Source organism: Streptomyces sp. NPDC058701, from assembly GCF_042715295.1.
Taxonomy (GTDB): domain Bacteria; phylum Actinomycetota; class Actinomycetes; order Streptomycetales; family Streptomycetaceae; genus Streptomyces.
The window spans coordinates 1-25126 of sequence record NZ_JBHXSY010000060.1; the positions used below are offsets into that span (position 1 = coordinate 1).

Genomic DNA, 25126 nt, shown 5'->3' on the forward strand with positions numbered 1-25126 from the left:
CGGATCGATGTGAATGTCGCAATCCACACCGAACCCGGAGGCCCTCACCCGTTTCCAAGAACCCAGCACGCGTGTCACCAACGTCCCGGGACAACACATCTAGACTGTGGGAATGCGGCTGTATCTCTCCTCCTGGCGGCTCGGGGAGCATCCGGAGGAACTGCTCAACCTGCTCGATGGTTCCGGTGACCGGACCGTCGCGGTGATCGCCAATGCCATGGACGCCGTATCCGCCCCCGATCGCAGGGCGGCGGTAGAACGCGAGATCTCCGAGCTCACCAAGATCGGTCTGCACCCGGTCGAGGTCGACCTCCGCATCTACTTCGACCGGCCTACCGGCTTGGTGGCAACCGCGCTCGGACGATTCCCGGTCGTCTGGGTCCGGGGCGGGAACGTCTTCGTCATCCGCCACGCCTTCCAGCGAAGCGGAGCGGATGCAGCGTTGACAGACCTCCTGCGACGGAATGCCGTCATCTATGCCGGCTACAGCGCGGGGGCCTGCGTTCTCGCCCCCGGCCTGCACGGACTGGAGCAGTGCGACGACCCGCAGGCCGTGGTCACCGCCTACGGACAGGTGCCGCGCTGGGACGGCTTGGCAGTTCTCGACTATGTCGTCGTCCCGCACGTCGATTCCCCCGACCACTCCGAGTCCCCGGTGCTCACACGCCTCGCCGCCCAATACCGGGCACGCGGTGTAGCCCACCGTGCGCTCCGCGACGGTCAAGCCGTCGTCGTCAACGGGGACCACACCATCGTCCTCTGAGTGCGCAGACTCGGGCACGCATAACCCTCTGCACTCGGCTCGCTCGAATGACGGCGCACGCCCGGGATCTCCGACAGCGCACAGTCACGGCAGCCACGGTCTGAAGCCGATGCTGTCCCGTTTCCCCATGGGACACGGATCCCACGGCGCCGATTCCAAGCCGACACGACTGCACGCGGACAAGGCCTCCGACATCCCCCACCTGAGGCGATGTCACCGGGACAATCGAACGACCGGGGTCCGCATCGCCCGTAAGGGCATCGAGTCCTCAGAGCGACTCGGCTGCCGCAGGTGGTCATCGAGCGGACCATGTCCTGGTTGACCGGCTACCGCCGACTCGACCACCGCTACGAACGGAACCCTGCAAGCACCTGGCCCTTCTCGGCCTGGCCGCCGCCGCTTGCTGCTACAAACGCTTCCTCAATCTCGCAGTCCATGACCGTGTTCTAGGGCAAGGCCGGGCCTGAGGGGCCGCTGCCGCCCGCCGACGCGGCGCCGCAGGCGGCACGACCCCCCGGAACGCTCCTGACGGTCCTTGAACAGGCCGCGGACCGGCCCCTCGGGCGTTCCGGAGCCGGTCGGGCCACGTGATGAGCGGCTCAACTCGCGGGCAGGGCACCGCCTGGTGCGTCGCGGTGAGCATGCGGCTGAAAGCGCTGTGCCGCGTGGACGGCGCGCACGATGCCCGCGCCGTCCAGACCCGCCGCACCGAGCAGGCTCGCCCGGGTGCCGTGTGCGATGAATGCACGGGGCAGCGCCGGCACGGTCACGGGCGTGGTCACCTGGCGGTCGCGGCAGGCAGCTGCGACCTCCGAGCCGATTCCACCGGTAGACACTCCGTCCTCGACGGTCACCGCGAGACGGTGACGTGCCGCCAGAGCTGTGAGCGCTGGGTTGACCGGGTGGACCCAGCGGGCGTCGGCGACGGTGACACCGATGCCATCCGCCTCCAGTACCTTGGCCGCTTCGAGCGCGGCACGGGCGAGCGGCCCCACGGGGGCCAGGAGCACGTCCAGGGGGAGGAAGGCGGACCGGTGCAGGATGTCCATGCCGTCCATCCGGGCGAGGGCGGGAATGTCCGCCCCGACATCGGCTTTGGGCAGACGTAGCACGCTGGGGCCGTCACCGCACTCCACAGCCTCTTGCAGCAGGGCCTCCAGGCACGGCGCGTCCCGCGGGGCGGATATACGCAATCCGGGCACCGCGGTCAGTAGCGAGAGGTCCCACATGCCGTGGTGGGACGATCCGTCGGGACCCGTGATCCCCGCGCGGTCCAGGACGAAGGTGACCGGGAGCCGGTGGAGGGCGACGTCCATCACCACCTGATCGAAAGCCCTGTTGAGGAAGGTCGCGTAGATGGCCACCACCGGGTGGAGTCCGGCCATGGCCATGCCCGCTGCGCTCGTCACGGCGTGCTGCTCCGCTATCCCGACGTTGAAGACCCGCTCCGGGAAGAGTTGCTGCATCGGATGGAGCCCCGTCGGGCGCAGCATGGCCGCCGTGATCGCCACGACGTCGGGCCGGCGCTCCGCGAGCGATGCCAGCGCCCGACCGAAGACGCCGGTCCAGGACGGAGGGGCCGGTCCGGCGGGTACGGCGCGCCCGGTCGCCGGATCTACTGTGCTCACCGCGTGCAGGTGGTCGGCCTCGTCCCCCTCCGCGGGCGCGTGGCCCTTGCCCTTGACCGTCACGACGTGGACGACGACCGGGTGCGCACACTCCCGGGCACGGCGCAAAGCCCCTTCCACTTCAGTCACGTCGTGGCCGTCGACCGGGCCGAGGTACATCAGCCCCATATCGGTGAACACGTTGCGGTGGAGTGCGGCACCACCGGACTTCAAGGACTGCAAGTGGTGGGCGATGGCTCCGTGCGTCGGTGCGTAGGAGCGGCCGTTGTCGTTGAGGACGATGACGACGGGGAGCCGGGAAGCGGATCCGATGTTGTTGAGTGCCTCCCAGGCCATACCGCCGGTGAGCGCTCCGTCGCCGATAACCGCGACGACCGCACGGTCCGGCTCGCCCGTGAGTTGGCGGGCCTTGGCCAGACCGTCCGCGTAGGAGAGTGCTGTCGAGGCGTGCGAGTTGGCGACCACGTCATGTTCCGACTCCTCCGGGGAGGGGTAGCCGGAGATGCCGCCGGGCTGCCTCAGGGTCGCGAAGTCCGCGATCCGGCCGATGAGGAGCTTGTGCACGTACGTCTGGTGTCCCGTGTCGAAGACGATCGTGTCCCGGGGGGAGTCGAAGACCCGGTGCAGGGCCAGCGTCAGCTCCACCACGCCGAGGTTGGGGCCCAGATGACCGCCCGTCGCGCAGACGGACGACACGAGGAAGTCGCGGATACGGTCGGCCAGGGCAGGCAGTTCGACCGCCGGGAGTTCCCGCAACGTCCGAACTCCGAGTCCGGACAGAGGCGGCTGATCGGGATGGTCCACGCTCATGGAGTGCCCACTCCCCCGCCGCGGTCGCGCGGCGCTCGGAGACGTCCGGCGGTGCACTGCCGGTCGGCGGCCCGGGGTGTGCCGACCGGGACGCCACTGCTGGCAGCAGTACACAAGGGGGGTGCTGCGGTGGCCTGAGTAGCAGCTACTCACGCGAGGAAGTGGTGGCCTTCGGCAAGGGCCGACGGCGCGGGTGACCCGGCCGCTGCCGCAGCGCAAGGCGATGATGCTCCGATCGTGGTCGTGAGGCGGAGGCCGGGCGCCGCCGCCACGCCGCCACGCCGCCACGCCGCCACCGCGATGCCTGCCAGGACCGCCGCACCACCGGCGATCTGGCCGGGCGCAGCGCGTGGTGCAGCAGTACGGCGTCCATGGCCAGTGCCGCCACGGGCACCGCGTACAGGCACAGGGATCTGACGCCCATCGAACCCGCCCGCAGGACCCGGGACCAGGTCCAGAAGACCGCGGCCGTGCAGCAGCAGCCAAGCACAGCACCGCCGCGGTCGCGGGCGCGGGTGCGGGTGCGCTCTGTAGCTGCCGGACCGCGTCCGCGGCGCCCGGAAGGGGGCGGCACGAGCCCGAAGAGCGACCCGTACAGGACACATTCCGCTCCTGCGTAGCGCCGCAGCAGTGGCTTCTGCACGACGAAGGAGCACGCCTGTGCCGCGGCCACGACCAGGCCGGCTCCCGCGTCAGGAGCTCCCGGCGGCCCGCCATCCGAACCGGTCACGGCGACGGCGGCGGCACCCGCGAGGGCGACGGCCAGGGAGGCGGCGCCGCGCATTCCCGGGTGGTCACGCAGCAGCACGCTCCCGAGCACGGTGGAGAAGACCGGTGACAAGGTGATCAGCAGGGCGGCTTCACCCGCCGACACGGTCGCCTCTCCCTGTTACAGCAGCAGCTGATAGTCCGTCATGCCGGTCACGCCGAAGAGTGCCATGCGCGGCACGTCGGACCGCCGCAGGACCCGCACTCTGCCCGCCAGAACGGCGGGTGTGACGGCCAGGACGGCGACGGCGAGGCGCAGCAGCGCGATGGACCCGGGAGAGTATCCGGTCAGGGCGAGGCTGATGGCGGGGAAGGCGGAGCCCCACAGCAGGGCCGTCAGCCCCAGGGGCGGAGCGGTCCGGCCCGGATGGTCGGTGTCGATGGCTGCTCGCCTCTCCTGTTCGCTGGGACGGCCGCCGGGCCGTCCCGCCATGCTCAGCCCGGTCGCGCGGGTTCTGCGTGAGTATCAGGTGCTTCATCCCGGGCCCGCGCGGGACGGGTCTGACGGCGAGGCGTCCGGTGCGGCCGTCGAATCCAGCCGTGCCACGGTGCAGCGGACCCAGGGAGGTCACCGACGGTCTCATGGAGTAGCGGATACTCACGTGGGGCGCTGGCCTGCCGGGTATTTTTCGTCGCGTTGCCGGATCGCCAGCGGAGCCGGGACGCCAGGGTGATCGTCCCCATGTGTCGCGTCGGCGCACCCACCAAGGGAGTAGACGTGTCGGAACCACGAGCGACCCTTTTCAGTTCCGACTACTTCCGGGACCCGTATCCCACGCTGGCGTGGCTTCGAGAGAACGCGCCGGTCCACCGGCTCCCGTTCCCCGGCAGCGACGTACCGGCCGTCTTCGTGACGCGGTATGCCGACGTGCGGCACGTCCTGGCGGACCGGCGCTTCAGCACCCGACAGGTCCAGTGGGCGAACTCCGCCTTCCGGGACGCCGGACTGGTCATCGGCGAATCGGGGGTGTTCCAGCACGCCTTCACGCTGCAGGACGCCCCCGACCATACGCGCGTCCGGCGGCTGCTCATGCCCTACTTCGTGCCGTCGCGCATCGCGTCCTGGCGTCTGATGATCCAGGACAAGGTCACTCGGAGCCTTGCCGCCGTACGGGAGGATTCGTTCGACCTGATCGAGTCCTTCGCCGCGGTCATCCCCGTCCAGGTCGTCAACGAGCTCCTCGGCTTCCCTGCGAACGAATACGCGCACGTGGCGGGCGCGGTCGACCGCATCCTGCCGGCGGACCCCTCCCGGGCGGACGCCACTCCGGACGCGTTCGACGAGATCTGCGACATGAGCCGGGCTCTCGTGCTCCAGAAGGAGCGCGAGCCGTCGGACGACCTCGTCTCGTTCCTGGTGAAGTGCTGGCGGGAGGACGCGCTCTCCCTCGACGAACTGACCGCCCTGGTCACTTCGATCATCCTGGGCGGCATCGACAGCACGAGGGCGCTCATCGGCAACTCGGTCCTCGCGCTCCTGCGGTCACCCGACCAGCTCGACCTCCTGCGGTCCGACCCGGTTCTCGCCGCCCAGGCGGCGGAAGAGTTCATCCGGCATTCGGGACCGATCATGGTGCCCATGGTCCGGTTCCCCGTGGAGGACGTTGAGATCGACGGCCGACCCGTGGCGGTCGGCACACCAGTCATGCCGTGCGTCCTGGCGGCCAATCGTGACCCTGCCTTCGTGGTCGAGCCCGACCGGCTCGACCTGCGCCGGACCGGCGCCAGGCACCTCGGCCTTGGCTACGGCATGCACAACTGCCTCGGCGCAGCCCTCGCCAGACTCGAAGCGGCGATCGCCGTACCCGCAGTCTTCCGGGCCTTCCCCTCTCTGGAGCTCGATGTCCCCCTCAATGAGCTCGAATACGCCAACAGCCTGACCCTGCGCAGTCTGACGCGCCTGCCGCTGCGAGCCGTCCAAACCAGCGGATCTTGAGCGCCGGGCTGTGGGATCCGGTCCACCGAGTACGGACGCACGCGCGAGAGGTGCACAGCCGTCCCCGCCCGGGCACTGTACGTGCGCCGGATGCCGGCTCACCTACGCCGCCCGCGTCATGCGGCTGCCGCCCGGCACACTGGGGCACGACATGGTCATCCTGACGACCGGGACACCCGCCCGCGGGGTGCGGCCCTCGCGGCGATCCAGGACAGATCGCACCTCCTGACCGCGTCCGGAGTGTCGGGTAACCGGCCCGCCCCCAGGGTCCCGGGGATTCCGCTATGTCCTGGACGGCCTGGAGCCTTCCGACGCCATCCGGCCGATAGCAGGCGCGGAAGGGCTTACGGACGTCGCGACCTTCCGCTTCCCGGCCGACGTCCGCCCGCTGCCTGAACGACATCGCAGGCCCGGGCCGGCCGGAGCGGTACGACGGGAGGGTGCCGCCCCCGAGGCCCTGTGGGCGCCGCACCCCGTACCGGCGTCGCGGGTGGCGCCCCCGCGCGGAACCGCATGCGGTGGCCGACCGGGCAGAGTCGGTCCGCGGCCGAGGGCGGTCCCGGATCAGGAGTCGAAGGCCTCCTTGTATTCGATGTACGTCCTCGCGGGGTCGACGGTGACCGTGGTGGACGTGGTGCTGACCTGGGTCAGCGACTGGTCGCTGCCTCCGATGACCAGCTTGAGCGTGTGGCCCTGTTCGAGGACGTAGTCGAGGGGAGTGAGGTCTGCGACGAAGTCGTACCAGACTCCAGCCGTGTTGTCGTGCTTCGTATTGGTCGCCCGGTCGTACCGGGTGTCGAGCCAGCCGCGGCTGATCACGTGGAAGTCCGAGTTGATCGACTGACGCTGCACGTCGCGGTAGGCACAGCTGTCCTTCCTCGCGGCGTCCTCCCCTGTCTGGTTGCAGAGGTCGGAGGAAGACGCCAACGTCTGCACGCTCAGTGCACCATCGCAGGGCTTCGCACCGTTGTCACAGATCGGACTGGTGTCGGCTTTGAGCGGATCCACTCGGTTGAAATAACTCCCGGCAGCAACGGTGTCGACGAGCATCACCGTCAGATGGGTTCCCGGACTCTGAAGCTTGGCACGGATTCCTATCTGCGGACGTCCCGAAAGCCTGGTGGGAGTAGACTTGATGTCATATATGAGGTTCTTCTTGTCCAAGTACATGCTGTCTTCGGTCTGGCCGCCGGCAGAAGCGGTGAAGGACTTCTCGGGCCCCGGAAGGTATTGGACGGTGTCCGCCTTCCCCGGGCTGGAGAGGCTCCAGTCGTTGCTGTACTTGATCCAGGCACCCGCTTGGTTGCGCTCGATCGTCGGCTTGTTGGCGTCGAGCATGATTCCGGTGTCGATGCCCTTCAGCCAGTGATCCATCCACTGATGCAGGGTAGCGACCCACGCGGTGCGGTCGTAGTCGAACGGGTCCACGTGGTTCAACTGCGAGAGCCAGAGCTTGTGCGGCATCTGGCGGGCCTGAACGACATCCCACAGCTCACCGAAATGGGTCGTCTTGACGTTCGTCTCCTTGGCCCCGTGGACCATGAACACACCCGGGGAGGTCCCACTGGCGACAGGAGCGTTCCACAGCATGCTGACGTAGTCCCGGTCCCGCCAGAAGGCATTCTTGACACCGTAGGAATCCGTTCCGTAACCCGCGGCCTTGTCCATCGCTGCCCATGCCGTCTTGCACCGGGACTTGGCATTGTTGTTGGCCACGAGGCCAGCGAGCGCGCTGGGCGCCTCCCCGTTCCGGAGGCTCACGCCGTTGGAGAAGTAGTAGTCGTACCAGCTCGAGATCCCGGCGATGGGTACAACCGTCCTGAGGTTCGGCAGCCCTCCCTTCGAAGGGTCGGTCCCGTAGGTCAGCATGGCGTTCGCCAGCGTGGCATCCCAGGACTTCCCTATGATCCCGACCTTTCCGCTGCTCCAGCTGCTCGCCAGGACGCTCTGCGTCATCCCCCAGTCCCGGTATCCGCCGGTACGGCCGCCGAACCAGTCGATCGCCGCCTTCACCGCGGCGCGCTCCGCCGGTCCGCCCAGATCGGTGCAGCCGTCGGAACGTCCGGTACCGGAGGAATCCACCAGAGCGACCGCGTAGCCCCTGGTGACGAAATAGTTGTCGTAGAACAAGGGGAAGGAGTCCACCACCCCGTCGACGTCCAGATCCCGCTTGACCTGGGACTGGTTCCCCCTCCCCAGGTTGTAGTAGTAGGGACTGGCGTCCATGATGACGGGAACGTCCGTGATAGCGACGCCGTCAGCCCCTACAGGTCGTACGATGTCCACCGATATCATGTCCTTGTCGCCGGTGCCGTCACTGTCGACCGTGGACTGGACCCAGATCTTCTCGCGAATTGACTTCGCGTAGGAATATTGTGGATTGCTCTGCTGGGCGGCATGCGCGATCGGGGCATTGACCTGCAAAGACAAAGAGGCACTCGTGGTCACGAGCGCAAAACTCAACAGCAACCTTAATTGTCGCCACATGAGGTGAAGATTCTCCCGAAATAGATGGGCGCAGACGCCTTGTCGGCGAGCGCGGGACACACCCGGCCCCGCAGTTGATCACGACCGGGGGACGACGACCGTTTCCGGTCGTCGGGGGCGCACTCTGCCCGGTTCGTGCTGAAGGCCACTCTCCGTGTCGTGTCTCTGATACGAGACACCCCGTGACGGAAAACGTCCTGAGCAGGCGCTACCTCAATGCACATGGCGGGACGAGGCGATCCGATTCGTCGGACGTCCCGCACCCCTCGGCACCCCGACTCGGGACCGGAGACCGGTTCGGCGGACGGTACACTGCCACCCCCACCTCCCCCGGCGTGAACCTGCTCCCGCCCATCGGGCCGCTCACCGAACGGCGGGACCGGCAGCGGCTCCAGGTCATCTGCGACCCGGGACCGACCGTTCCGGCCACCGGCCTGCGAGTGGCACTGCACACCCCATCCGCATGCACGGATGCCTGGCCCCCTGTCCGTGGCGGCAGCGACCTCCGGACCCGTACCCAGGCCGCGCTCTCGCACCTGATCAGCCCGGGAGCCGGCTCCCGCGCAGGCCCCCGCACCGGCGCCAAGCGGCGGATCCGGGCGCGGCGACGAGGCGGCACCGGATCCATCGGTTGCGGAACCGCACGGTTGTCAGCGATACAGATCCCGGGGACCAGGCGCTCCTGGGTGAGCCACTCATACCGGTGGCGATGGCCGGTTGCCGGATGCGGGCATCACCCGAGTGAGCGGCTTGACCGCTCCCGGCGGCCGTCGGGCTCTGCGCGCGCGAACGCTGACGAAGCCGCCCGCATGCCTGAGTAGCCGTTACTCACGAGCCCGGATCGCGCGGATCCCTAAGCTCTTGGGGACCGCCCGATCCGCCCTCTCCGTCTTCCGGTACGAGGAGTTTCGTGAAGCGCACCGACGTCACCAGCATCGACTTCACCGATCCCGAGATCATAGGCTCCCGGTTCCCGCACCCCGAGTTCGAAGCCGCCCGAAGGGCCGCGCCGGTCCTGTGGTGTCCTCAGGAGCGCGGCGTGGCCGGGTTCGACGACGAGGGTTACTGGGCAGTGGTGCGCCATGCCGAGGCCGATTTCGTCGCCAGGAACCCGGAGCTCTTCTCCTCATACGAGAACAGCTCCGTCATCCGTTTCGACAAGAAGACGACCCGTGACGAGATCATGCTGCTCAGGTTCCTGATGAGCAGCATGAACGGGGCTGAGCACACCAGGCTGCGCAGCATCGTCAAGCGCGGTTTCACCCCGAGGGCGTTGAAGGCTCTGGAGCACTTCATCCAGACCTGCGCCCACAGGACGGTTCTGCGGGCGGCCGAGAAGTTGCGCGCCGAAGGACGCATCGACTTCGTCAAGGACATCGCCGACGAGCTTCCTCTCCAGGTCATATCCGAGCTCATGGACATTCCCGAGGCGGACCGGCCCCGGATCTTCGCGCTGACGAACGCGATCATCGCCCCGGCCGACTTCGCGACCGACCAGACGGACAAGCCGGGGCCCGCGGCCACGGCGGAACTGCTGACTTACGCATCCCGACTGGCCGAGCAGCGTGCCCGGGAACCCGGCGAAGACATCGTGTCAGGGCTGGTCGCCGCGCAACTCGCCGGCAACCTCTCCCCGGACGAGTTCGGGTTCTTCTTCGTACTGCTCTCGATCGCCGGGAGCGAGACCACGCGCCACGCCATCAGCGGTGGGATGCTGGCTTTCCTCGACCATCACGAGCAGTGGGAGTTGTACATGAGTCAGCGGCCGAGCACGGCCGCCCGGGAGGTCGTCCGGTACTCCAGCCCGGCGATCATCGCCCAACGGACGGCCACGCGCGACGTCGAGCTGGCGGGTACCGCTATCCGCGCCGGAGACCGTCTGGGCATCTTCTACGCGTCGGCGAACTTCGACGACGCCGTGTTCGAGGAGCCCTACAGGTTCGATGTCCTGCGCGATCCCAATCCGCACCTCGGGTTCGGCAGCGGCCCGCACTACTGTCTCGGCAAGAAACTGGCGGAGATGGAAGTCGACGCGATCTTCGCGGAGGTCGCCGACCTCATGCCGCGCCTGCGGCTCTGCTCACCGCCAAGCCGCTACCGCTCCGGCTGGATGAACGGCTGCAAGTCCATGATCGTCGCGCGGCACACAGCGTAGCCGGCGGCGTGCTGATGGGCTCGTACTGCTATCGAGTCCACCGACACGTCCCAGTCGATCCCGCCCGCCGCGTCCTCGGCTGCCTGGAGGCGGGACAGCAGCATCTGCCAGGTCCCAACGGCCGACCAGCGACGATGTCGTCTATAGACCGTTTCCCACGGCCCGAACCGCGCGGGCAGATCCCGCCACTGCACCCCGGTTCGCACCCGGTAGAGAACCCCGTTGATCACCGACGGTGGTCGCTCCACCGACCTCCACGCGCACCACCAAGAGGTAAGAACGACTCCAGCCGATCCCACTCCGCATTCGTCAGATCCCCACATCCCACAGCCAGCCTGGCCCCAACACCCCGCCCGCGTCAGGAGATCCGAGAAACAGCGCCTAGTGACCTGAGTCAGAGATTCGGTGGCAGTAGGCGGCGACTTTGTCGAGGATCTCGTCAGCGGTCTTCGTCCAGACGAAGGGCCTGGGCTGGTCGTTCCAGTCGGTCAGCCAGGCCCGGATGTCGCGTTCGAGTGCCTGGACGGAGCGGTGGACTCCACGCTTGAGTTTCTTCTGTGTGAGCTCGGCGAACCACCGCTCCACCAGGTTCAGCCAGGACGCGCTCGTGGGCGTGAAGTGCAGGTGAAAGCGCGGGTGCGCCAGCAGCCACTTCTTCACGTCCGGCGTCTTGTGGGTCGCGTAGTTGTCCAGGATCAGATGGACCTGGAGACCGGCCGGGACTTTCGAGTCCTTCACCCAACACGGGCGGACCACCCACCTGGCCATCACCACCAAGACCACCACCCGCGGCACCCACCGGGTCGAACTCGCCCACACCCTGCCGACCCAGCTCCCGCCTGCAGTGGAACACGCCATCCACCAGGAGACGGCGAAGGCGGTCCGCGCCGTCGGCATCCGCAACGGCGCCTCCCACACCGAGGTCATCGTCACCCCCATCGGCCGCCCGTACGTCATCGAGACCGCGGCCCGCATCGGCGCCGGCCACATCGGTGAACTCCTCCACCACGCCCTCGGCATCAACCCCTGGATCGCCCTCCTCGACATCGCCCTCGGCCGCCCCGCCCGCCTCACCCCCGCCCGACGCCACCACGCCACCGTCCGCTTCCTCACCAGCCCGGCCGCCGGCCGCCTCACCTCCGTCACCGGCCTGCCCCGACCCGGCCCCGACACCCCCCTCGTCCGGCTCCGCGCCCGCCCCGGCGACCCGGTCGGCCCCGCCCACACCAACGCCGGACGGCTCGGCAGCCTCATCGTCGTCAGCCCCGACGCCCGCACCACGGCAGCCCGCGCCACCCAACTCCTCGACGACATCCGCATCGAGGTCGAACCGCATCCCGCCTGAGCACACCGCACGGGCGCCACCCAGCTCCGTGGGCGGCGGCCCTGCGGTGTGCGCGAGGTCAGCTCAACGCGGCGAGCTCCTCGGCCACCGCCCGGTAGGAGTCCGCGACGCCGGCCTCGTTCCCGAGCCGGTAACGCTCAAGGCGCAGGGCGCCGAGATGGCGCACCTCGTACACGCGCCGCCGCCACACGCTGTTCTCGGTCTCCTCCGCGCCGCCGTAGGAGTCGAAGAACGCAGTACGGGCGTCCTGCTTCGCGCGGGCCATCCGCATCGTCCAGTCCGCCTCCGGGTCCCCCCACCAGGTGCGGTCCATGTCCAGGACACCGCAGATCGTCGGAACGGGGGCGGCCGCGAGCAACGTGTTCACCGTCCACAGGTCACCGGTCAACAGCCGCGGCACCGCCACCTCGTCCAGAATCTGCGCGCCACCCTGGGCGGCGGCGTCGGCGGCCTTCCGCAGGTCGGCCGCCTCCAAGCCGCAGCTCTCGACGTCCTCGGCGATCAGATGCAGTGACGCGGCGACCGCCTCGCTCCAACGGGCGTGCCCGGGGCCGCCCACCGGGCCGAACCAGGGCCCCGCGACCGCGTGCACGGCCGCCGTGATCTCGCCCAGCTGCCGGAAGAACGCCGTGTGGGTCTCCTTCGGGTACGAGCCGAGCAGCTCGGGCGCCGGGGTCCCGGGCAGGAAGGACTGGATCATCCAGTCCCGCCCGATGACGGCCTGGGTGAAGTCGGCCGCCAGAACGTGCGGCATCAGGTCGGCGATCGGGGCGAGCCACGGCACCGACGCGTACTCCGCGCGCATCAACTCCCGCTCGGAGTGGAACTGGCGGGCCGGTTCGGGCGCTACCCGAAGGACGACCGGTTCTGCACGGCCAGCCAGGTCGATGCGGTAGGTGGTGTTGTACATGCCGCCGCCCAGCTCCGTTGCGGAACGGACCTCGGTGCCGGGCCCGAAGGCGCGCTCGGCGACCGCCTGGATCTGGAGGCCGGTGAGGCCCTGCTGAAAGGCGTTGGCGGACCGCTCGATGACGTGGAGTTCCACGGGACTTCCTTCCGGGCTGGTAAGGACGGGAGGGGCGGGAGGGGAGTCTGCTGGTCAGGCCTTGCGGTTGCGGGGGCGGCCGTTGCGCTCCAGTACGACACCGAGCTGCGAGGGCTGCATCGCGGCGGCGATGCCGATGGCCCGGCGGTTGGCGTGCGGGCTGGTGGCGTCGGCCGCCGCGATGTGACGCTCACGGGACAGCGTCAGGTGGGAGATGAGCCGACTCAGCAGGCTAGTGGAGGCGAGGAGCTCGTCGAAGTCCCCGGCCTTGGGGTCGGTGACGTCCGGGCTGTTCGTGAGGCCGTCATACAGGGCGAGGACGACGTCGTCGGGGAGAGCGACGGTCTGGGACCCGCCGGAAGCGGGGGGAAGGTCGAACGTGATCCGCATGGTCATGAATCCTCCGAAAGATACTTCGATGTAGGAAAAGCTACACCCGTAGGAATCCATACACCAGATGCCCCCCTTCACTGCCACCGTCAGGCAAGGGGTGCGGCGGTCCGCCTGCCGATCGGGTTCGCGCCGGTCACAGGGTCCCGCGCTCCGGGTATGCCGATACGCGCTCCGCTGCGTAGGTGCCGTCCGGCAGTACGGCGTCGGTCAGTTCGAACTGTTCCCGCTTCCCCGCGGGGCTGCTCCAGGTGATCCGGATGCCGGCGGGACGGCTGCTGGGCCAGTGGACCGGCTGGCCGTCGGCCGCCCGGGCCCCGAGCAGGGTGTAGGTGCGGACCGGCCGCACGGTCCCGGTAGCCGGGGTCGCGCCGGAGGGGGCCGGGGTCCGGCGCCGGCGGAGCCAGCCCCATGCTGCGGCGGCCGCAAGCAGCGTGAGGCCGCCCAGGGTTTCCGCGGTCCAGCCGGTGAGCACGTCGGTGAGCATGTCGGTGTCCTTCTCTGTGATGACGGGCGGAGCGTGAAGGGGCCACGCCGATGCGTCGTGTCCTGGGCGGCACAGTGCGAGAGCGGGCTGTTAGCCCCGCAACCCCCCTTTCGGGCGAAGCCTTGTTGAGCCTCCCGCCGACTGGCGGGAGGCCGGTACCCCCTGAGGCACGTGAACCCTGCCAAAGCTGCCAAAGATCAATTGCGGGGGTGTCGTGCGGCCCGCGTGACGCCATTGGAGCGGGAGGACCGCGCGGCGACCCGGCGAAGGTAGGGGGGCTCTAAGCGAGGGCCGCCACCACTACGTCATGGCGTTGGCGCCCCGCTGATGTTCCACGGGCAGTCACCGGATGAGGTGAAAGCCCGGTCGAGGCGGTGAGCCGCGCCGGTAGCTTCCCTGGCATGTCAACTGACACCCCGAGCGCGGCGGATCAGCTGCTGCTCGACCACGCACACCGGCATGGGTACAACGATGTGACCGCGAAGATGTTGGAGGTTTGGAGAAGCCGTCGCCTGCTGCCGGACAACATCTCCGGCGGAGGCCTGGGCCGCGGCAAGGGCAGCACATCCAAGCCGGCGCCGGAGAGCTTCGACCTGGTCCTCGGACTTGCCCGTCACGGCGGCCGGGGCAAGCGCCCGAACGATGTGGCACTGCTTCTGTTCGGCGAGGGTCTCCCGGTACCGGAGCAGACGATCCGGGCCGCCATCATCGCGGCCGTGGACACCCTCACCATCCCCGGCGACGACGATCCGGACACCGACCCGGAGCATCGGCTCGACGCCCTCGCCGAACACATCGCCAACGCCGGCCTGACCATGACCCTGGTCCCCGCCCGCGCACGGCGGATCGACGAAGGCATCGCCCGTCTGGTCCGCGCCAGCGGCCACACCTGGCCCCCGGCCGAGCTCGCTGCCTTCGACGGGAACCCCGGCCAGCCGACAGCGACCCCCAAGGACGCCGCGCTGGCCGCGGCCGCCGCGGCCATCACCGGGACGATGTCCCTGGAGGACATCGGGGACCTGGTGCGCGCGATGAACCCCACCGCCACGGCCAACCCGATCGCGTCCCTCGTCGAGACCACCCGCAAAGACGTCCCCGAGTTCGCCGAGACGATCCTCACCGACGACAACCAACTGGCTCTCGGCCCCGTGCGGGACGCCCGCGATCATCTGCGCGACCTGGCCGCCACGGCTCCGCTCCACGACTTGGCGCAGACCTGGAAAACCGCCGAAGGCGTACGGCAGTGGGCCCTGGACCTGTGCGGCCGCGTTGAGGAGGAACTGGCCGCCGGGCAGCTGGGCGAGGCGGCCCTGGAGTGGATGAACGGCCGCTACGCGATGGCCGGTCTGGCCGTGCTCAGCACGCTGAAGGACCGCGACTGGCCGCCCGCCCAGCACGCCCTCGACGCCTTGGGGCTGCTCTTCCAGCTCGGGGCGTACCGGCGGCACGACCGGCTCGTTCCCGGCTGCCAGTGGCACCTTCTCGCCGCCGAGGGGATGGTGCCGCCGCCCATCCGCGAGCTTCTCCAGGACCTCATCAGCCAGAGCGTGCCCGGCGCCGGGGCGGGGGCCGTTGTCAGACCAGCCTCGTAGCGTCGATGGCGAGGGTCCGGACCGGACGAGGCCCCGGAGGACCGAAGGAGCGGGCCATGGGTGAGATCAGCATCGAGCGGCAGCACCTCGACCGGCTACTGGCCGACAGCGCGAGCACATACGGGACCCCCTACCAACGGGCCTTCGCGGAACTCGCCGAAGCACGCCGCGGCCGGCCCGCCGCTGAGATCCTCCCGCTGCTCCGCCGGGCCGCCGACGAAGCGCTGCTCGGCTTCACGGACGCGGACCTCCAGGAACAGGCTCAGGCGATCAGCACGGGCGGGCCGTACGTCCTGCGCATCACCGTGGCCTGACCCTGCTCTGCCAGCCGGCGAGGTCAGCCCTGCACCCTCCCCAGCGGGGTGGGCGAGGCGGCAGCGGGGTCCGGGCGGCGGAGCTGTGCCGGGTGCAGCTCGGGGAGGTGCACTGGGAGAACAGCCAGTGGGGCCGGTTCCTGGTCCGCGGCAAGGGTGCCGGTGGGTCCGGTCCGCGGGACCGCGAAGCGTTCCTCTTCGAGGAGGGCCGCGCGCTGCTGTGGTGGTATGTCGAGGAAGTGCGGGGCGAGTTCCCCGACGACTGTTCCGATCCGCGGGCGCCGCTGTTCCCGTCCGAGCGCCTGGCGAGGTCGCTGGCGGGTATGGAGGGGCTGCTCGCGCCGCCGGTGGTGCCGGACACATTCCGGCGGGCGCTGAAGACGGCCTCGCACGAGTATCTGCGGGGACCGGTCAGCGAGCTGTTTCCGCATCTGCTGCGGCACGCGTGCGCGACCCACAACTATGAGTCGGGGATGCCGTTGTGGGACGTTCAGGTCTTGCTCGGTCATGTCTGGGCCTCTACCACGGTCGGGTATCTCGCGACCGCGAAGGGTGACCCGGAGCGGTCGAGCCTGGAGTCGTCCCGGCGAGCGGTTCGCCGGCTGAGCACGGAGGCGTGATCCGTTGAAGTGGAACCTGCGCTGGGCCGCGGCCAAGCGGGACATCTGGCGCCCGACCCAGCTGCAGGTCGCCTTCCGGGAGGTGGGGTTCACTCCGTCCCTGAGCAAGGTGGCCGCGCTGTGGTCCGGCAAGCCGGTCACCGTCCGTCTGGAGGACCTGGACATGATCTGCGCTGCCCTGCAGTGCACGGTGGCGGACCTGATGGAGGCCGGGCCCGTGGCGGCAATCGAGGGAAGCTCGCAGACCGAGCAGCGGGCTGTCGGCGAGAGCGGGCCCGCACGCCCGATTCCCCGGCCGGGCGGCGGCGGGTCCCGGCGCCCGTTGCCGCCGAACTGAGAAGGGCCGATCCGTGATCAGGGGATTTGGGCTGCTCGGGTCATGCGGGACGTGTGCGGGCTGGGGCGCGGTGAACGGGAGCGCCATGTGCCCGCGGTGCGCGTCGGGGTGGTTCCGCGTCGCTTCAGACGTGAACGGCTGGAGCGTGGCTCCGTGCCGCCGCTGTGCATGGACCGGCCCGGTAGCGCGGGCGGGCGTCTGTGGGTCGTGCCTCTTGGCGGTCCGTCTCGGCGAGGACGATCCCTGGGTCTGGGGCGAGCTCCACGACGAACCGCTTCCGCCGGGCCGGCCACGCCAGCTTGTCCTGGACATCGAGGGGCTTGCCCTGCCCGAGGCGAGGCCGGTGCGGATGCCCCAGGGCAAGCCCGGGCGGCGCAAGGCAGTCCCCTCCTGGCTACGGGCCCGGCTCCCCGAGCCCGTCCTGGACGATCCCCGGATTTGCCCAGCCCAGGTCCCGGGCCAGATGGGCCTCTTTCCCACCCCGGCCCGCCAGTTCGCCCGCACCCACGCGGCCCGGATCGGCGACCGGCGCATCCCCGACTTCGAGGCCGTCTCCGAGCAGTTGCGGAAGATGGCGGACGAGCGAGGGGTGAGGGCCCGGACCATGTGGATCTGGCGCCTGGAAGGGTTCGCCCGCCTGGCACTGGCGGCCCGGGACCCAGACCAGCACCAGGTCGCCAACGAGGCCCTGAAAGACCTCCTGGCCAACGGCCCGATCCTCGGCCAGGCTCTGGAGCGGGCCGCTCTCCTCGCTCCGCCGCCGTCACACCGGGTGGTTGCGCCGCGCGGCACCGGCCCGACCCGCCAGAGCGGCCAACGAGACCCGGAGCTGCGCGGGCAGTGCGCTCACTGCCTGGCCTGGGCGAACGACCGCCGGGTGCTGTGTGCACCGTGTGCCCACTGGTGCTGCGAGGTCCGCAAGCGGGGCGGCATCGAGGCCGAGTGCAGCCGCTGCCACCGCACCCTGATGGCCATCGGCGGGCTGTGCCGCATGTGCCGGATCATCCTGGCCGAAACCGAGGTCGACACCGCTCAGGTCGCCATGGAAGGCGGAGACCAACTGTGGTTCGCCCGCCCTCACGCCGCTGGGCTTGCCGTCGGACGGCACCTGCCCGGCACCGCGCCGCTCCAAGGCCGCTTCGTCCACAAACGACGCCGCGCCCGTGCCCTGGCCAAGGCCGCACGCCGACTGTCAGAGCATCTCCTTGACCCCGCCCAGCTGGAACTCTTCCCGGTTCCGCTGCGGGACTGGACCCGGCTGGACACCACCACGCCACCCGCCCTCACCACGGCGGCCACCGGCCTGCTCGACGACTTCACCGCGTACATGCGCGGTCGTGGATGGGACCCCGCCGCCTTCAGCGGCAGCATCCGCATCCTGCGCATCGTGACAGGACACCTCGGAGCCGCGGTCCCCATCCGGGAGAGCGACGTCCGGGCTCTGGCCTCACTGCGCGGAAGCCTCCAAGGCGCCCGTGTCATCAACTACCTCTGCCTGCGAAGCCTCCTCGAACCCCAGCCTCCCAGCGACGCCCGCATCGCCAGGGCCCAGCACTACGCCTCCACCCTCAGCCAGCCCGCGTTCGCCGCCGCGGTGCACACCTTCATCGACGTCCTCCTCGGCCAGGGCAGCAACCCCAGCCGAGCCCGCAGCCCCAAAACCATCGAGAACTACACGCGGGCCATCGTGGAGCCGATCGAAGCATGGATCACCGACGGGCTCACCGATCCACGCGAGATCACCAAAAAGCACATCGAGGACACCCTGGAGCCACTGCGCGGCGACCGGGCCCGGCGCCTGCACACCTCGCTGCGGTCCCTCTTCAGGGCCCTCAAGCGTGAACGCCTCGTCTTCCGCGATCCCGCACGCAGCCTCTCCCTGACAAGCAGCCGACCCGTGCCGACCGCGCTGCCCTCCGACCGCGTCGCCGGCCTCCTCGACCGCCTCGACGACCCCCGCGAGCGCCTCATGGTCGCCCTCGTCGCGATCTACGCCCTCCTCCCAGGCCAGCTCGTCCACCTCCAGCGAACCGACCTCGACCGCAGCAAGGGCCGGCTACGCCTGCGGCGGCCGGGACGCATCGACCACGTCGTCTACCTCGGCCCGGTACTCCCGTAACTGACGCCAAGTGACAAGTAGCTCTCTGTCATCGCTGCGACCTGCGGTGACGCGCGGGAGCCGAGCCGCCGATTCCCGGGTGCGGCAGGCACTTTGCCCTCGACGGTACGTTGACCTGCTCGTTTCCCCGACTTCAGGATTCGTGAACTCACGCCTGGGGAGTCGCGGCTTGCTGGGGGCGCGAGGCACCCGCCTGCTCGCGGGCGTGGGAATGCATGCGACCGGCCGGGCCCGGTCCGTGGTGGACCGGGCCCGGCGGGTATCTCGGCGGTGTGGCGGTCACCCCTGTCCGCTGGCGTACAGGGCGAGGAAGGGGGTCAGGCGGGGCCGGTTGGGCTCCCAGAGCCCCAAGTCGGTCACGGTGCGGTACGTGCGGTTGTTGATCGTTACACCTGCGTCGGGGCGGCCGGCCGCGGTGTTGTGCGCCATGCGGGACAGGTGGCTCCACTGGAGTTCGAGGTCGGTGCCGAAGGGGCCGAGGTTGGCCGGGGCGCCCGGCTCGGAGTAGTCGCCGCCTTGGTAGATGCTGCTGGCGATGCGGCCCTGGATCCAGCCGGTGCGTGCGGCCTCGGAGGTGGCCTGGATCATGTAGGCCATGGCCTGGTTCACCTGGGTGGAGTTGCGGGTCTCCGGGGTGACGAGGCGGAGCGTCTCAGCCCGCTGGTAGATCATGTGCGGCGTGTATTCCTGGGCCCCTCGCCACGTCTCCGAGGCCGACATCTGCGCGTAGCTGCCGTCGCCGGTGATCTGGTTGAACAGGGGCACGGTCGGCGGGACGGGGTTGGAGGCGCGGCGGAGCTCCTCCGGCAGGTGGTTGGTGTACGCGCGGTCGGCCTGGTTGGCGCGGGGGACGATGCGGTAGTGCTGGCCGTGAGCGGAGAAGCCCAGGAAGTAGAGGTTGTCGACGTTGAAGTACAGCGCCAGGTGGGCACGGGGGCCGTCCGCCTGGTGGCTCCAGACCAGGACCCGGATGACACGGTTGCTGTTGGTGCGGGTCGGGGTGTCCATGTAGCCCGGGCTGTTGCTGACACCTGGCATCTGGTGACCGGAGGCGTTGCGCAGCGCGTTCACCATGGCGTTGTAATCGTCCATGTTGTCCCGCGATTGCGCGGAATTGACTGGCGCGCCGTACCTGTCGATGTGCCAGTCGATGGTGGTGAACCGCTGGCTGGTCTCCGCGTGGGCCTTCGGTGCGGCGGCCCCGAAGAGCATGCTGAACGCGGAGACCAGGGCGAGCAGCAGGGCGGCGAGCTGCCTTCCGGTTCGGCGCACGGTGGGTGTCGGATGCAGGTGCATCGGGTGGTTCTCCTGAAGGCTGTTGCGCACGGGTGTGGGCCGCGTGGCGAAGACCCCGCGCGGGCGCCTGCCGCTACGTCGGGGCAGGGGCATCCTCGCGGGACGGACGGGGAGGAAGCGGCCCGCCCACCGGTCCCTTCGGTCCCGGCGGGACGAAGGGTCGGTGCAGGAGGGCTTCCGGGTGGCTCCGGGGCCTTCTTCCTCAGGTCTCGATCCAACCCGGCCGGGAACGGGTGGACCAGGCAATTCCACCCCCAAAAGTAGGTAGCGCATACTTTTGCGGGTTGGGTTCGCGGTTCGGCGGGGCCACGTCGAACACGGGAGGATCATCAGCATGGCCTCGTCCACCAGGACCGACCGCTCCTTCGGCACGCTGCTCCACACGCTGCGCCAGCATGCGGGGCTCAGCCAGGAGGACCTGGCGGGCGCGGCGGGGGTGAGCGTGCGTACCCTGTCCTACCTGGAGCAGGGCCGCTCCCGGGGTCCGCAGCGCCGCACCGTCCAGGCGCTGGTGAAGGCGCTGGGCTTGGACGCGGCCGGCGCCCGGGGCCTGGAGGAGGCCGCGAGCGCGGGCCGTCCCCGCCCCGTCCGCACAGCGAAGGACGTGGCGGTCTCCACCGCCGTCCCGGAGACCATCGCCGCCGTACCCGAGGCCACCCTGAACATGAACGCAGCCGCCCTGCTGCCGCGAGCGCCGCGTGGTTTCCACGGCCGGACGGCCGAGCTCGCCGCCCTGACCCGCGCCAGCGCGGGTGAGGCCCCGGTGTGCCTGGTGGTGGGGCCCGCCGGGGTCGGCAAGACCGCCCTGGTCCTGCACTGGGCGCACCACGACCCCGCCGGGCTCGCGGACGGACGCCTCTACGCCGACCTGCGCGGCTTCAGCGACACCAGCGAGCCGACCGCCGTCGAGGTCCTGCGTGACTTCCTGCTGGCGCTCGGCGTGCCGCGCGAGCGGATCCCGGAGTCGGAGAACGCCGCGGCCGCGATGTTCTGCGCCCTGGCCGCCGGCCGGCAGCTGCTGGTCGTCCTGGACAACGCGCGTGACTCCGAGCAGGTCCGCCCGCTGCTGCCGGGCGGTGACCGCTGCGTCACCGTCGTCACCAGCCGGAACAAGCTTCCGGGGCTGATCGTCACCGACAACGCCTGCCCCGTCCCCGTAGACGTCCTGCCATCTCAGGACGCCACCGCCCTCCTGTCCCGCCTCCTCGGCGCCGAGCGGGTGGCCGCCGAGCCGGCCGCAGCGCTGGAGCTGGCGGAGCTGTGCGACGGGCTGCCGCTGGCGCTTCGGGTGGTCGCCGCCCGTCTCGCCGGGAGGCCCGACTGGACCCTGGCCGCGATGGCCGGCGAACTCTCCGACGAGACGCGGCGCCTGAGCCTGCTGGACCTGGAGGACATCGGTGTGCGGGCCGCACTCCACCTGAGCCTGCGCCAGCTTCCCGCGCACGTATCGGACGTGTTCGCCGCCCTCGGCCGCCACCCCGGCAGCCACCTCGATCGGTACACCGCCGCTGCCCTGGCCGGCACCGACCCCGCCACCACCGAAGGCGCTTTGGAGCGCCTGACGGTCGCTCACCTGCTCACCGAGTCGGCGCCCGGCCGGTGGACGATGCACGACCTCGTGCGGCTGTACGCCTGCGGCCTCGACGCCCACCCCGACACCCTCAAGCGCCTACTCGACCACTACATCACCACCGCCACCGCCGCCGTCGCGGCAGCCGAACCCGGCGCGGAGGACTGCTTCCCCCTCCCCGCCAACTTCCATCCGCCGGCCACGGTGTGGGAGTTCGCGGACCGGGCTGCCGCCGTCGGCTGGTACTTCAGCGAGCAGGGCAACCTCACCGCGGCGGTCACCGCCTCACACACCGCCGCCCTGCACGACAGGACCTGGCGCATCGTCATGACGATGTGGCCGCTGATGGTGTGGCGGGTGCGCGACGGCTGGGTCCCGCTCCTTCAGACCGCACTCGCCGCCGCCCGCGCCGCCGCCGAGCAGCACGGCGAAGCCCGCGTCCTCAACGTCCTCGGCTGGATCCTGACCGCAGAGGACCGCACCGCCGAGGCACTCGTCCATCTGGAAGCGGCCTCCGCGCTCGCCGCCGACGCGGGTGACGCGTTCGCCGAGGCGAACGCCCTGATCGTGCTCGCCATGGCCCAAGCCACTCTCGGCCGCCTGGACGTCGCCGCGAAGAGCTGCGAACGCGCGGTCAAGCTAGTACGCGAAGCCAGCGACCGGAGGATGGAACGCCTGGCCCTGCAGCACCTCGCCCGTCACCAGGCCGACGCCGGACACTGGCAACAGGCCCTCACCACCGCTACCCGCGCCCTGGACTTCGACCACCGGCCGGACACCACCGACATCCCCCACCTCCTGCTGCTCGCGATCAAGGGCGAGGCGCTGCTCGGCCTCGGACACCACACCGAGGGCATCACCCAGCTCGACCTCGCCGCCCGAGAGGCGGAAGCCGCCAGCTACGACGACGGCGCGGTACGAGCCCTCGGCGCCCTCCTGCGCGCAGCCCCGGACACGACCGTCCAGGCTCGCTACGACACGGCACTCGCACGACTCACCACCCGGGCCTGACGGCAGCCGCACCCTTACCGGCTGCTCGGGCCAGCCGGAACGCCGGACCTCGGCGCTGGAATGGGAAAACCCGGACATCACCGCCGACATCGTCCAAGCCGCGGGACCCGCCCGCCACTGATATGCCTCACCTGCCTGACGAACCCCGGTCCTGGACCGGAAATGGCGCCAACGAACCACTGTCCGCGGAAGAGGTGGCCGCCGCCGCTCCCGCCGGCATGCTCAAGCAGCTGGCGGAGCTGGCGGAGCTGGCGCAGGTGAGCGAAGCGGAAGCCGCTGCCTCCCTGGCCGTGGAGATCCCCGTTCTGGTGGACGCGATTCCGGCCGAGACCATCGAGGCGTTCCGCGCGGCTTCGAAGATCGCAGCCCTGACGCCCGAAGAGGAAGCTGCTGCAGAACAGATCGTGGCCGAGGCGCGAACTCTTGCGGCTGCCCTGCCGCAAAGCAGTTCCTGGCTCGGCTCGGGCCCCAACGAATCCCTCACCGAGGAGCAGGTGGTCCAGGCTCTCGGTGAGGACAGGATCGCCGAAGCCGCCGCGGCGCGGGGCCAGGACAGGGCCCAGGTCCTCGCGGAGCTGACGCGGACCCTGCCCGTGTTCATCGACGCGATCTCCCCGTACGGCTGGGTCGATGTCGATGTCCTGCGGTTCGTCCTGGCCCAGGACGACGTGAACGTGACGTCCGCGTAGCGCTTCCCGACACCCCTACCGACCATCGACTGGGACTGATCACATGCTGACGCTCAACACCAACATCATGTCGCTCACCACACAGAACTACCTCAACATCACGGGCTCCACCATGGGCGCTGCGGCCGAGCGGCTCGCCTCCGGCAAGCGCATCAATTCCTCAAAGGACGATGCTGCGGGCCTGGCCATCTCCGACCGGATGACTACCCAGATCAACGGCTCCGTCCAGGCGTCGCGCAACAGCAACGACGCCATCTCACTCGCGCAGACCACCGAGGGCGCGCTGAAAGAGGTCACCAACAACCTTCAGCGCATCCGCATGCTGACTGTCCAGGCCGCGAACGGCATCTACGCCGTCACCGACCGCCGCGCCGTCCAGCAGGAGGTCAGCCAGCGGCTGGAAGCCATCGACACGATCTCCTCGCAGACCCAGTTCAACGGGATCAAGGTGCTCGCGAAGAATACCAGCATGAACTTCCAGACCGGCGCCAACGACGGAGACATCATCGCCGTCGCCATGAAGGCACTGAACGTCAACACGCTCGGCCTGGACTCCTACGACGTCTCGAAGACCATCGCCTTCACCGACGAGACGGACCCCACACGGATCAACTACACCGGTCCGGACGGCCAGCCCGCCACGGCTGACACATCCGACGCGACCGCGGCCGGCACCTACCTCATCGACCCGCTGTCCCAGATCGACGCCGCGCTCGTCCAAGTCACCAGCCAGCGCTCGATCCTCGGGGCCGTTCAGAACCGCTTCGAGTCCAACATCCGCACCCAGGACACCGGCGTGGTCAACCTCAACGCCGCCCGCGAGCGCATCGAAGCCACCGACTATGCCCTGGAGACCGCGAACTACACCCAGGCCAGCATCCTCCAGCAGGCCGGCATCTCCGTCCTCGCCCAGGTCAACGCCCAGCCCAAGAACATCCTCCCCCTGCTCCAACAGCTCGGCTGACTCCACCAGATCCCTCACGCCTGTCCCTCAAGCACCCTCGCCCGCACTCTGAGCACATAGCGTCCCTGCCCGATGTCCTCCGGAGGGCACGCACCTGCCCCGGCTCGGTGCCATGGGATGGTCCGGTGCTGTGACCGGACGGGGCCCGGGTCATCCGTCCGGCGGATGCCCGGGTTGTGCTTCGGCTCGCCGCTCGCCACTCGCCGCTCGCCAGCGTGCGGGCGTACCGCGGGAGTTCACGGCATCGCGTGCTCTACCGCCGGGGCCCCGCTGATCGAAGGGATTCCTCGTGCTGCGACGTACCGCCGTCCTGGAGGCTGCTGCCGCCCTGACGGTCAGCGCCCTGCTGACGGCGTCGGCGACCGCTCTGGGGCAGTACGACTGGGTCGCCTCTCGGGCCCGGTACTCCGATGACGGAGTGCCGGGCCCGCACTCATAGGATCCACGCGAACCCGCGGCAGACTGGACTACGTAGTGGCATAAACACGGCCAGTTCCGCGACGGAGTGCTCCGAGATTCTGCGAACCCGTCGGTTTCAGGTCGTCGGCGACAGCATGATCGACGCTGCCATCTGCGACGGGGACATCGTCACCATCCGGCGCCAAGACTCCGCCGACCACGGCGATATCGTCGCCGCCATGCTGGACGGCGAAGCCACAGTCAAGCGCCTGCGCCGCGAGAACGGCCAGGTCTGACTCGTGCCTCACAACACGGCCCACCAGCCGCTGCCCGGCGAAGACGCCACGATTCTCGGAAAGGTAGTCGCCGTCCTGCGCGCGCTCTGACCCCGGGAGCGGCCC

The 25126-nt window shown here is 69.7% G+C and carries 21 protein-coding genes and 4 pseudogenes; 15 read left to right on the forward strand and 10 right to left on the reverse strand.

All coding sequences use genetic code 11. From position 1 onward, the window contains the following. The first annotated feature begins 112 nt into the window (after positions 1–112). Together ACFWW8_RS34710 and ACFWW8_RS34715 are read left to right on the forward strand one after the other, a co-directional pair. The gene (locus ACFWW8_RS34710; RefSeq protein ID WP_386535836.1) at positions 113–763 is read left to right on the forward strand and encodes a Type 1 glutamine amidotransferase-like domain-containing protein; all 651 of its coding nucleotides are present in this window, start codon (positions 113–115) and stop codon (positions 761–763) included. A gap of 64 nt (positions 764–827) precedes the next feature. After that, a pseudogene (locus ACFWW8_RS34715) lies at positions 828–1230 on the forward strand (transposase); the annotation flags it as partial. Between the two features lie 132 nt (positions 1231–1362). Here the strand turns inward: ACFWW8_RS34715 and ACFWW8_RS34720 are convergent. The 3 genes from ACFWW8_RS34720 to ACFWW8_RS34730 all read right to left on the reverse strand — a co-directional run bounded on the left by ACFWW8_RS34720 (position 1363) and on the right by ACFWW8_RS34730 (position 4402). Further along, positions 1363–3201 (reverse strand): 1-deoxy-D-xylulose-5-phosphate synthase, encoded by a 1839-nt coding sequence (locus tag ACFWW8_RS34720; protein ID WP_386535839.1) that lies wholly within the window; start codon positions 3199–3201, stop codon positions 1363–1365. Between the two features lie 145 nt (positions 3202–3346). Next, positions 3347–4075, reverse strand: coding sequence for a hypothetical protein (locus ACFWW8_RS34725; protein WP_386535842.1), 729 nt, complete (start codon positions 4073–4075; stop codon positions 3347–3349). Positions 4076–4090: 15 nt separating this feature from the next. Further along, positions 4091–4402, reverse strand: a complete 312-nt coding sequence (locus ACFWW8_RS34730) for a hypothetical protein (protein WP_386535844.1) — start codon at positions 4400–4402, stop codon at positions 4091–4093. A 285-nt stretch (positions 4403–4687) separates the two neighbouring features. Here ACFWW8_RS34730 and ACFWW8_RS34735 point away from each other — a divergent pair, with 285 nt between their 5' ends. Then, the gene (locus ACFWW8_RS34735) at positions 4688–5905 is read left to right on the forward strand and encodes a cytochrome P450 (RefSeq protein ID WP_386535847.1); all 1218 of its coding nucleotides are present in this window, start codon (positions 4688–4690) and stop codon (positions 5903–5905) included. A 564-nt stretch (positions 5906–6469) separates the two neighbouring features. Here ACFWW8_RS34735 and ACFWW8_RS34740 read toward each other — a convergent pair. Beyond that, positions 6470–8353 carry a CocE/NonD family hydrolase gene (locus ACFWW8_RS34740; protein ID WP_386535850.1) on the reverse strand — a complete coding sequence of 628 codons (1884 nt, stop codon included), beginning with the start codon at positions 8351–8353 and terminating at the stop codon, positions 6470–6472. A 949-nt stretch (positions 8354–9302) separates the two neighbouring features. Here ACFWW8_RS34740 and ACFWW8_RS34745 point away from each other — a divergent pair. Then, positions 9303–10547 (forward strand): cytochrome P450, encoded by a 1245-nt coding sequence (locus tag ACFWW8_RS34745; protein ID WP_386535853.1) that lies wholly within the window; start codon positions 9303–9305, stop codon positions 10545–10547. On the opposite strand, the pseudogene ACFWW8_RS34750 reads toward ACFWW8_RS34745, so the two are convergent. Together ACFWW8_RS34750 and ACFWW8_RS34755 are read right to left on the reverse strand one after the other, a co-directional pair. After that, a pseudogene (locus ACFWW8_RS34750) lies at positions 10547–10875 on the reverse strand (IS5 family transposase); the annotation flags it as partial. The gene ACFWW8_RS34745 and the pseudogene ACFWW8_RS34750 sit on opposite strands and share 1 nt — an antisense overlap. A 53-nt stretch (positions 10876–10928) precedes the next feature. Further along, a pseudogene (locus ACFWW8_RS34755) lies at positions 10929–11279 on the reverse strand (transposase); the annotation flags it as partial. Here ACFWW8_RS34755 and ACFWW8_RS34760 point away from each other — a divergent pair. Further along, positions 11233–11892: an ATP-grasp domain-containing protein gene (locus ACFWW8_RS34760; protein ID WP_386535855.1), complete on the forward strand. Its 660-nt coding sequence runs from the start codon at positions 11233–11235 to the stop codon at positions 11890–11892. The pseudogene ACFWW8_RS34755 and the gene ACFWW8_RS34760 overlap by 47 nt on opposite strands. A gap of 58 nt (positions 11893–11950) precedes the next feature. Here ACFWW8_RS34760 and ACFWW8_RS34765 read toward each other — a convergent pair whose 3' ends face one another. From ACFWW8_RS34765 to ACFWW8_RS34775, 3 genes are all read right to left on the reverse strand, one after another. Continuing rightward, entirely contained in the window at positions 11951–12937 is a 987-nt protein-coding gene (locus ACFWW8_RS34765; protein WP_386535857.1) for a phosphotransferase family protein, read from the reverse strand. Between the two features lie 54 nt (positions 12938–12991). Continuing rightward, positions 12992–13333 carry a hypothetical protein gene (locus ACFWW8_RS34770; protein WP_386535860.1) on the reverse strand — a complete coding sequence of 114 codons (342 nt, stop codon included), beginning with the start codon at positions 13331–13333 and terminating at the stop codon, positions 12992–12994. Between the two features lie 130 nt (positions 13334–13463). Then, a complete protein-coding gene (locus ACFWW8_RS34775) occupies positions 13464–13814 on the reverse strand; it encodes a hypothetical protein (protein ID WP_386535863.1) in 351 nt (116 codons plus the stop codon). A gap of 401 nt (positions 13815–14215) precedes the next feature. On the opposite strand from ACFWW8_RS34775, the gene ACFWW8_RS34780 reads away from it, so the two are divergent. The 5 genes from ACFWW8_RS34780 to ACFWW8_RS34800 all read left to right on the forward strand — a co-directional run bounded on the left by ACFWW8_RS34780 (position 14216) and on the right by ACFWW8_RS34800 (position 18796). Further along, entirely contained in the window at positions 14216–15406 is a 1191-nt protein-coding gene (locus ACFWW8_RS34780) for a hypothetical protein (RefSeq protein WP_386535865.1), read from the forward strand. A gap of 56 nt (positions 15407–15462) precedes the next feature. Next, on the forward strand, positions 15463–15720 hold the full coding sequence (locus tag ACFWW8_RS34785) for a hypothetical protein (protein WP_386535866.1): 258 nt from the start codon (positions 15463–15465) through the stop codon (positions 15718–15720). 29 nt (positions 15721–15749) lie between these two features. Continuing rightward, on the forward strand, positions 15750–16340 hold the full coding sequence (locus ACFWW8_RS34790; RefSeq protein ID WP_386535903.1) for a site-specific integrase: 591 nt from the start codon (positions 15750–15752) through the stop codon (positions 16338–16340). A gap of 4 nt (positions 16341–16344) precedes the next feature. Then, complete coding sequence (locus ACFWW8_RS34795) at positions 16345–16677, forward strand: helix-turn-helix domain-containing protein (RefSeq protein ID WP_386535869.1); 333 nt, start codon at positions 16345–16347, stop codon at positions 16675–16677. A 214-nt stretch (positions 16678–16891) separates the two neighbouring features. Then, positions 16892–18796, forward strand: coding sequence for a hypothetical protein (locus ACFWW8_RS34800; RefSeq protein WP_386535871.1), 1905 nt, complete (start codon positions 16892–16894; stop codon positions 18794–18796). 279 nt (positions 18797–19075) lie between these two features. Here ACFWW8_RS34800 and ACFWW8_RS34805 read toward each other — a convergent pair whose 3' ends face one another. Next, on the reverse strand, positions 19076–20092 hold the full coding sequence (locus ACFWW8_RS34805) for a ribosome-inactivating family protein (RefSeq protein WP_386535874.1): 1017 nt from the start codon (positions 20090–20092) through the stop codon (positions 19076–19078). A gap of 334 nt (positions 20093–20426) precedes the next feature. Between ACFWW8_RS34805 and ACFWW8_RS34810 the strand changes: the two genes are divergently transcribed. The 5 genes and pseudogenes from ACFWW8_RS34810 to ACFWW8_RS34830 form a co-directional block, all read left to right on the forward strand. After that, positions 20427–22673 (forward strand): helix-turn-helix domain-containing protein, encoded by a 2247-nt coding sequence (locus tag ACFWW8_RS34810; RefSeq protein WP_386535875.1) that lies wholly within the window; start codon positions 20427–20429, stop codon positions 22671–22673. Between the two features lie 122 nt (positions 22674–22795). Further along, on the forward strand, positions 22796–23362 hold the full coding sequence (locus ACFWW8_RS34815) for a YidB family protein (RefSeq protein ID WP_386535877.1): 567 nt from the start codon (positions 22796–22798) through the stop codon (positions 23360–23362). A 43-nt stretch (positions 23363–23405) separates the two neighbouring features. Further along, positions 23406–24326: a flagellin gene (locus tag ACFWW8_RS34820; RefSeq protein WP_386535880.1), complete on the forward strand. Its 921-nt coding sequence runs from the start codon at positions 23406–23408 to the stop codon at positions 24324–24326. 289 nt (positions 24327–24615) lie between these two features. Continuing rightward, a complete protein-coding gene (locus tag ACFWW8_RS34825) occupies positions 24616–24765 on the forward strand; it encodes a hypothetical protein (RefSeq protein WP_327167725.1) in 150 nt (49 codons plus the stop codon). Positions 24766–24862: 97 nt separating this feature from the next. Beyond that, positions 24863–25111 (forward strand): annotated as a pseudogene (locus tag ACFWW8_RS34830) (LexA family protein); the annotation flags it as partial. Positions 25112–25126: the final 15 nt, after the last annotated feature.

What these genes read in the sequence shown, in the direction of transcription:
- ACFWW8_RS34710 (WP_386535836.1), top strand. Translation starts at nt 113, where the DNA reads ATGCGGCTGTATCTCTCCTCCTGGCGGCTCGGGGAGCATCCGGAGGAA.
- ACFWW8_RS34720 (WP_386535839.1), bottom strand. Translation starts at nt 3,201, where the DNA reads ATGAGCGTGGACCATCCCGATCAGCCGCCTCTGTCCGGACTCGGAGTT.
- ACFWW8_RS34730 (WP_386535844.1), bottom strand. Translation starts at nt 4,402, where the DNA reads ATGGCGGGACGGCCCGGCGGCCGTCCCAGCGAACAGGAGAGGCGAGCA.
- ACFWW8_RS34770 (WP_386535860.1), bottom strand. Translation starts at nt 13,333, where the DNA reads ATGACCATGCGGATCACGTTCGACCTTCCCCCCGCTTCCGGCGGGTCC.
- ACFWW8_RS34775 (WP_386535863.1), bottom strand. Translation starts at nt 13,814, where the DNA reads ATGCTCACCGACGTGCTCACCGGCTGGACCGCGGAAACCCTGGGCGGC.
- ACFWW8_RS34780 (WP_386535865.1), top strand. Translation starts at nt 14,216, where the DNA reads ATGTCAACTGACACCCCGAGCGCGGCGGATCAGCTGCTGCTCGACCAC.
- ACFWW8_RS34785 (WP_386535866.1), top strand. Translation starts at nt 15,463, where the DNA reads ATGGGTGAGATCAGCATCGAGCGGCAGCACCTCGACCGGCTACTGGCC.
- ACFWW8_RS34805 (WP_386535874.1), bottom strand. Translation starts at nt 20,092, where the DNA reads ATGCACCTGCATCCGACACCCACCGTGCGCCGAACCGGAAGGCAGCTC.
- ACFWW8_RS34810 (WP_386535875.1), top strand. Translation starts at nt 20,427, where the DNA reads ATGGCCTCGTCCACCAGGACCGACCGCTCCTTCGGCACGCTGCTCCAC.
- ACFWW8_RS34815 (WP_386535877.1), top strand. Translation starts at nt 22,796, where the DNA reads ATGCCTCACCTGCCTGACGAACCCCGGTCCTGGACCGGAAATGGCGCC.
- ACFWW8_RS34820 (WP_386535880.1), top strand. Translation starts at nt 23,406, where the DNA reads ATGCTGACGCTCAACACCAACATCATGTCGCTCACCACACAGAACTAC.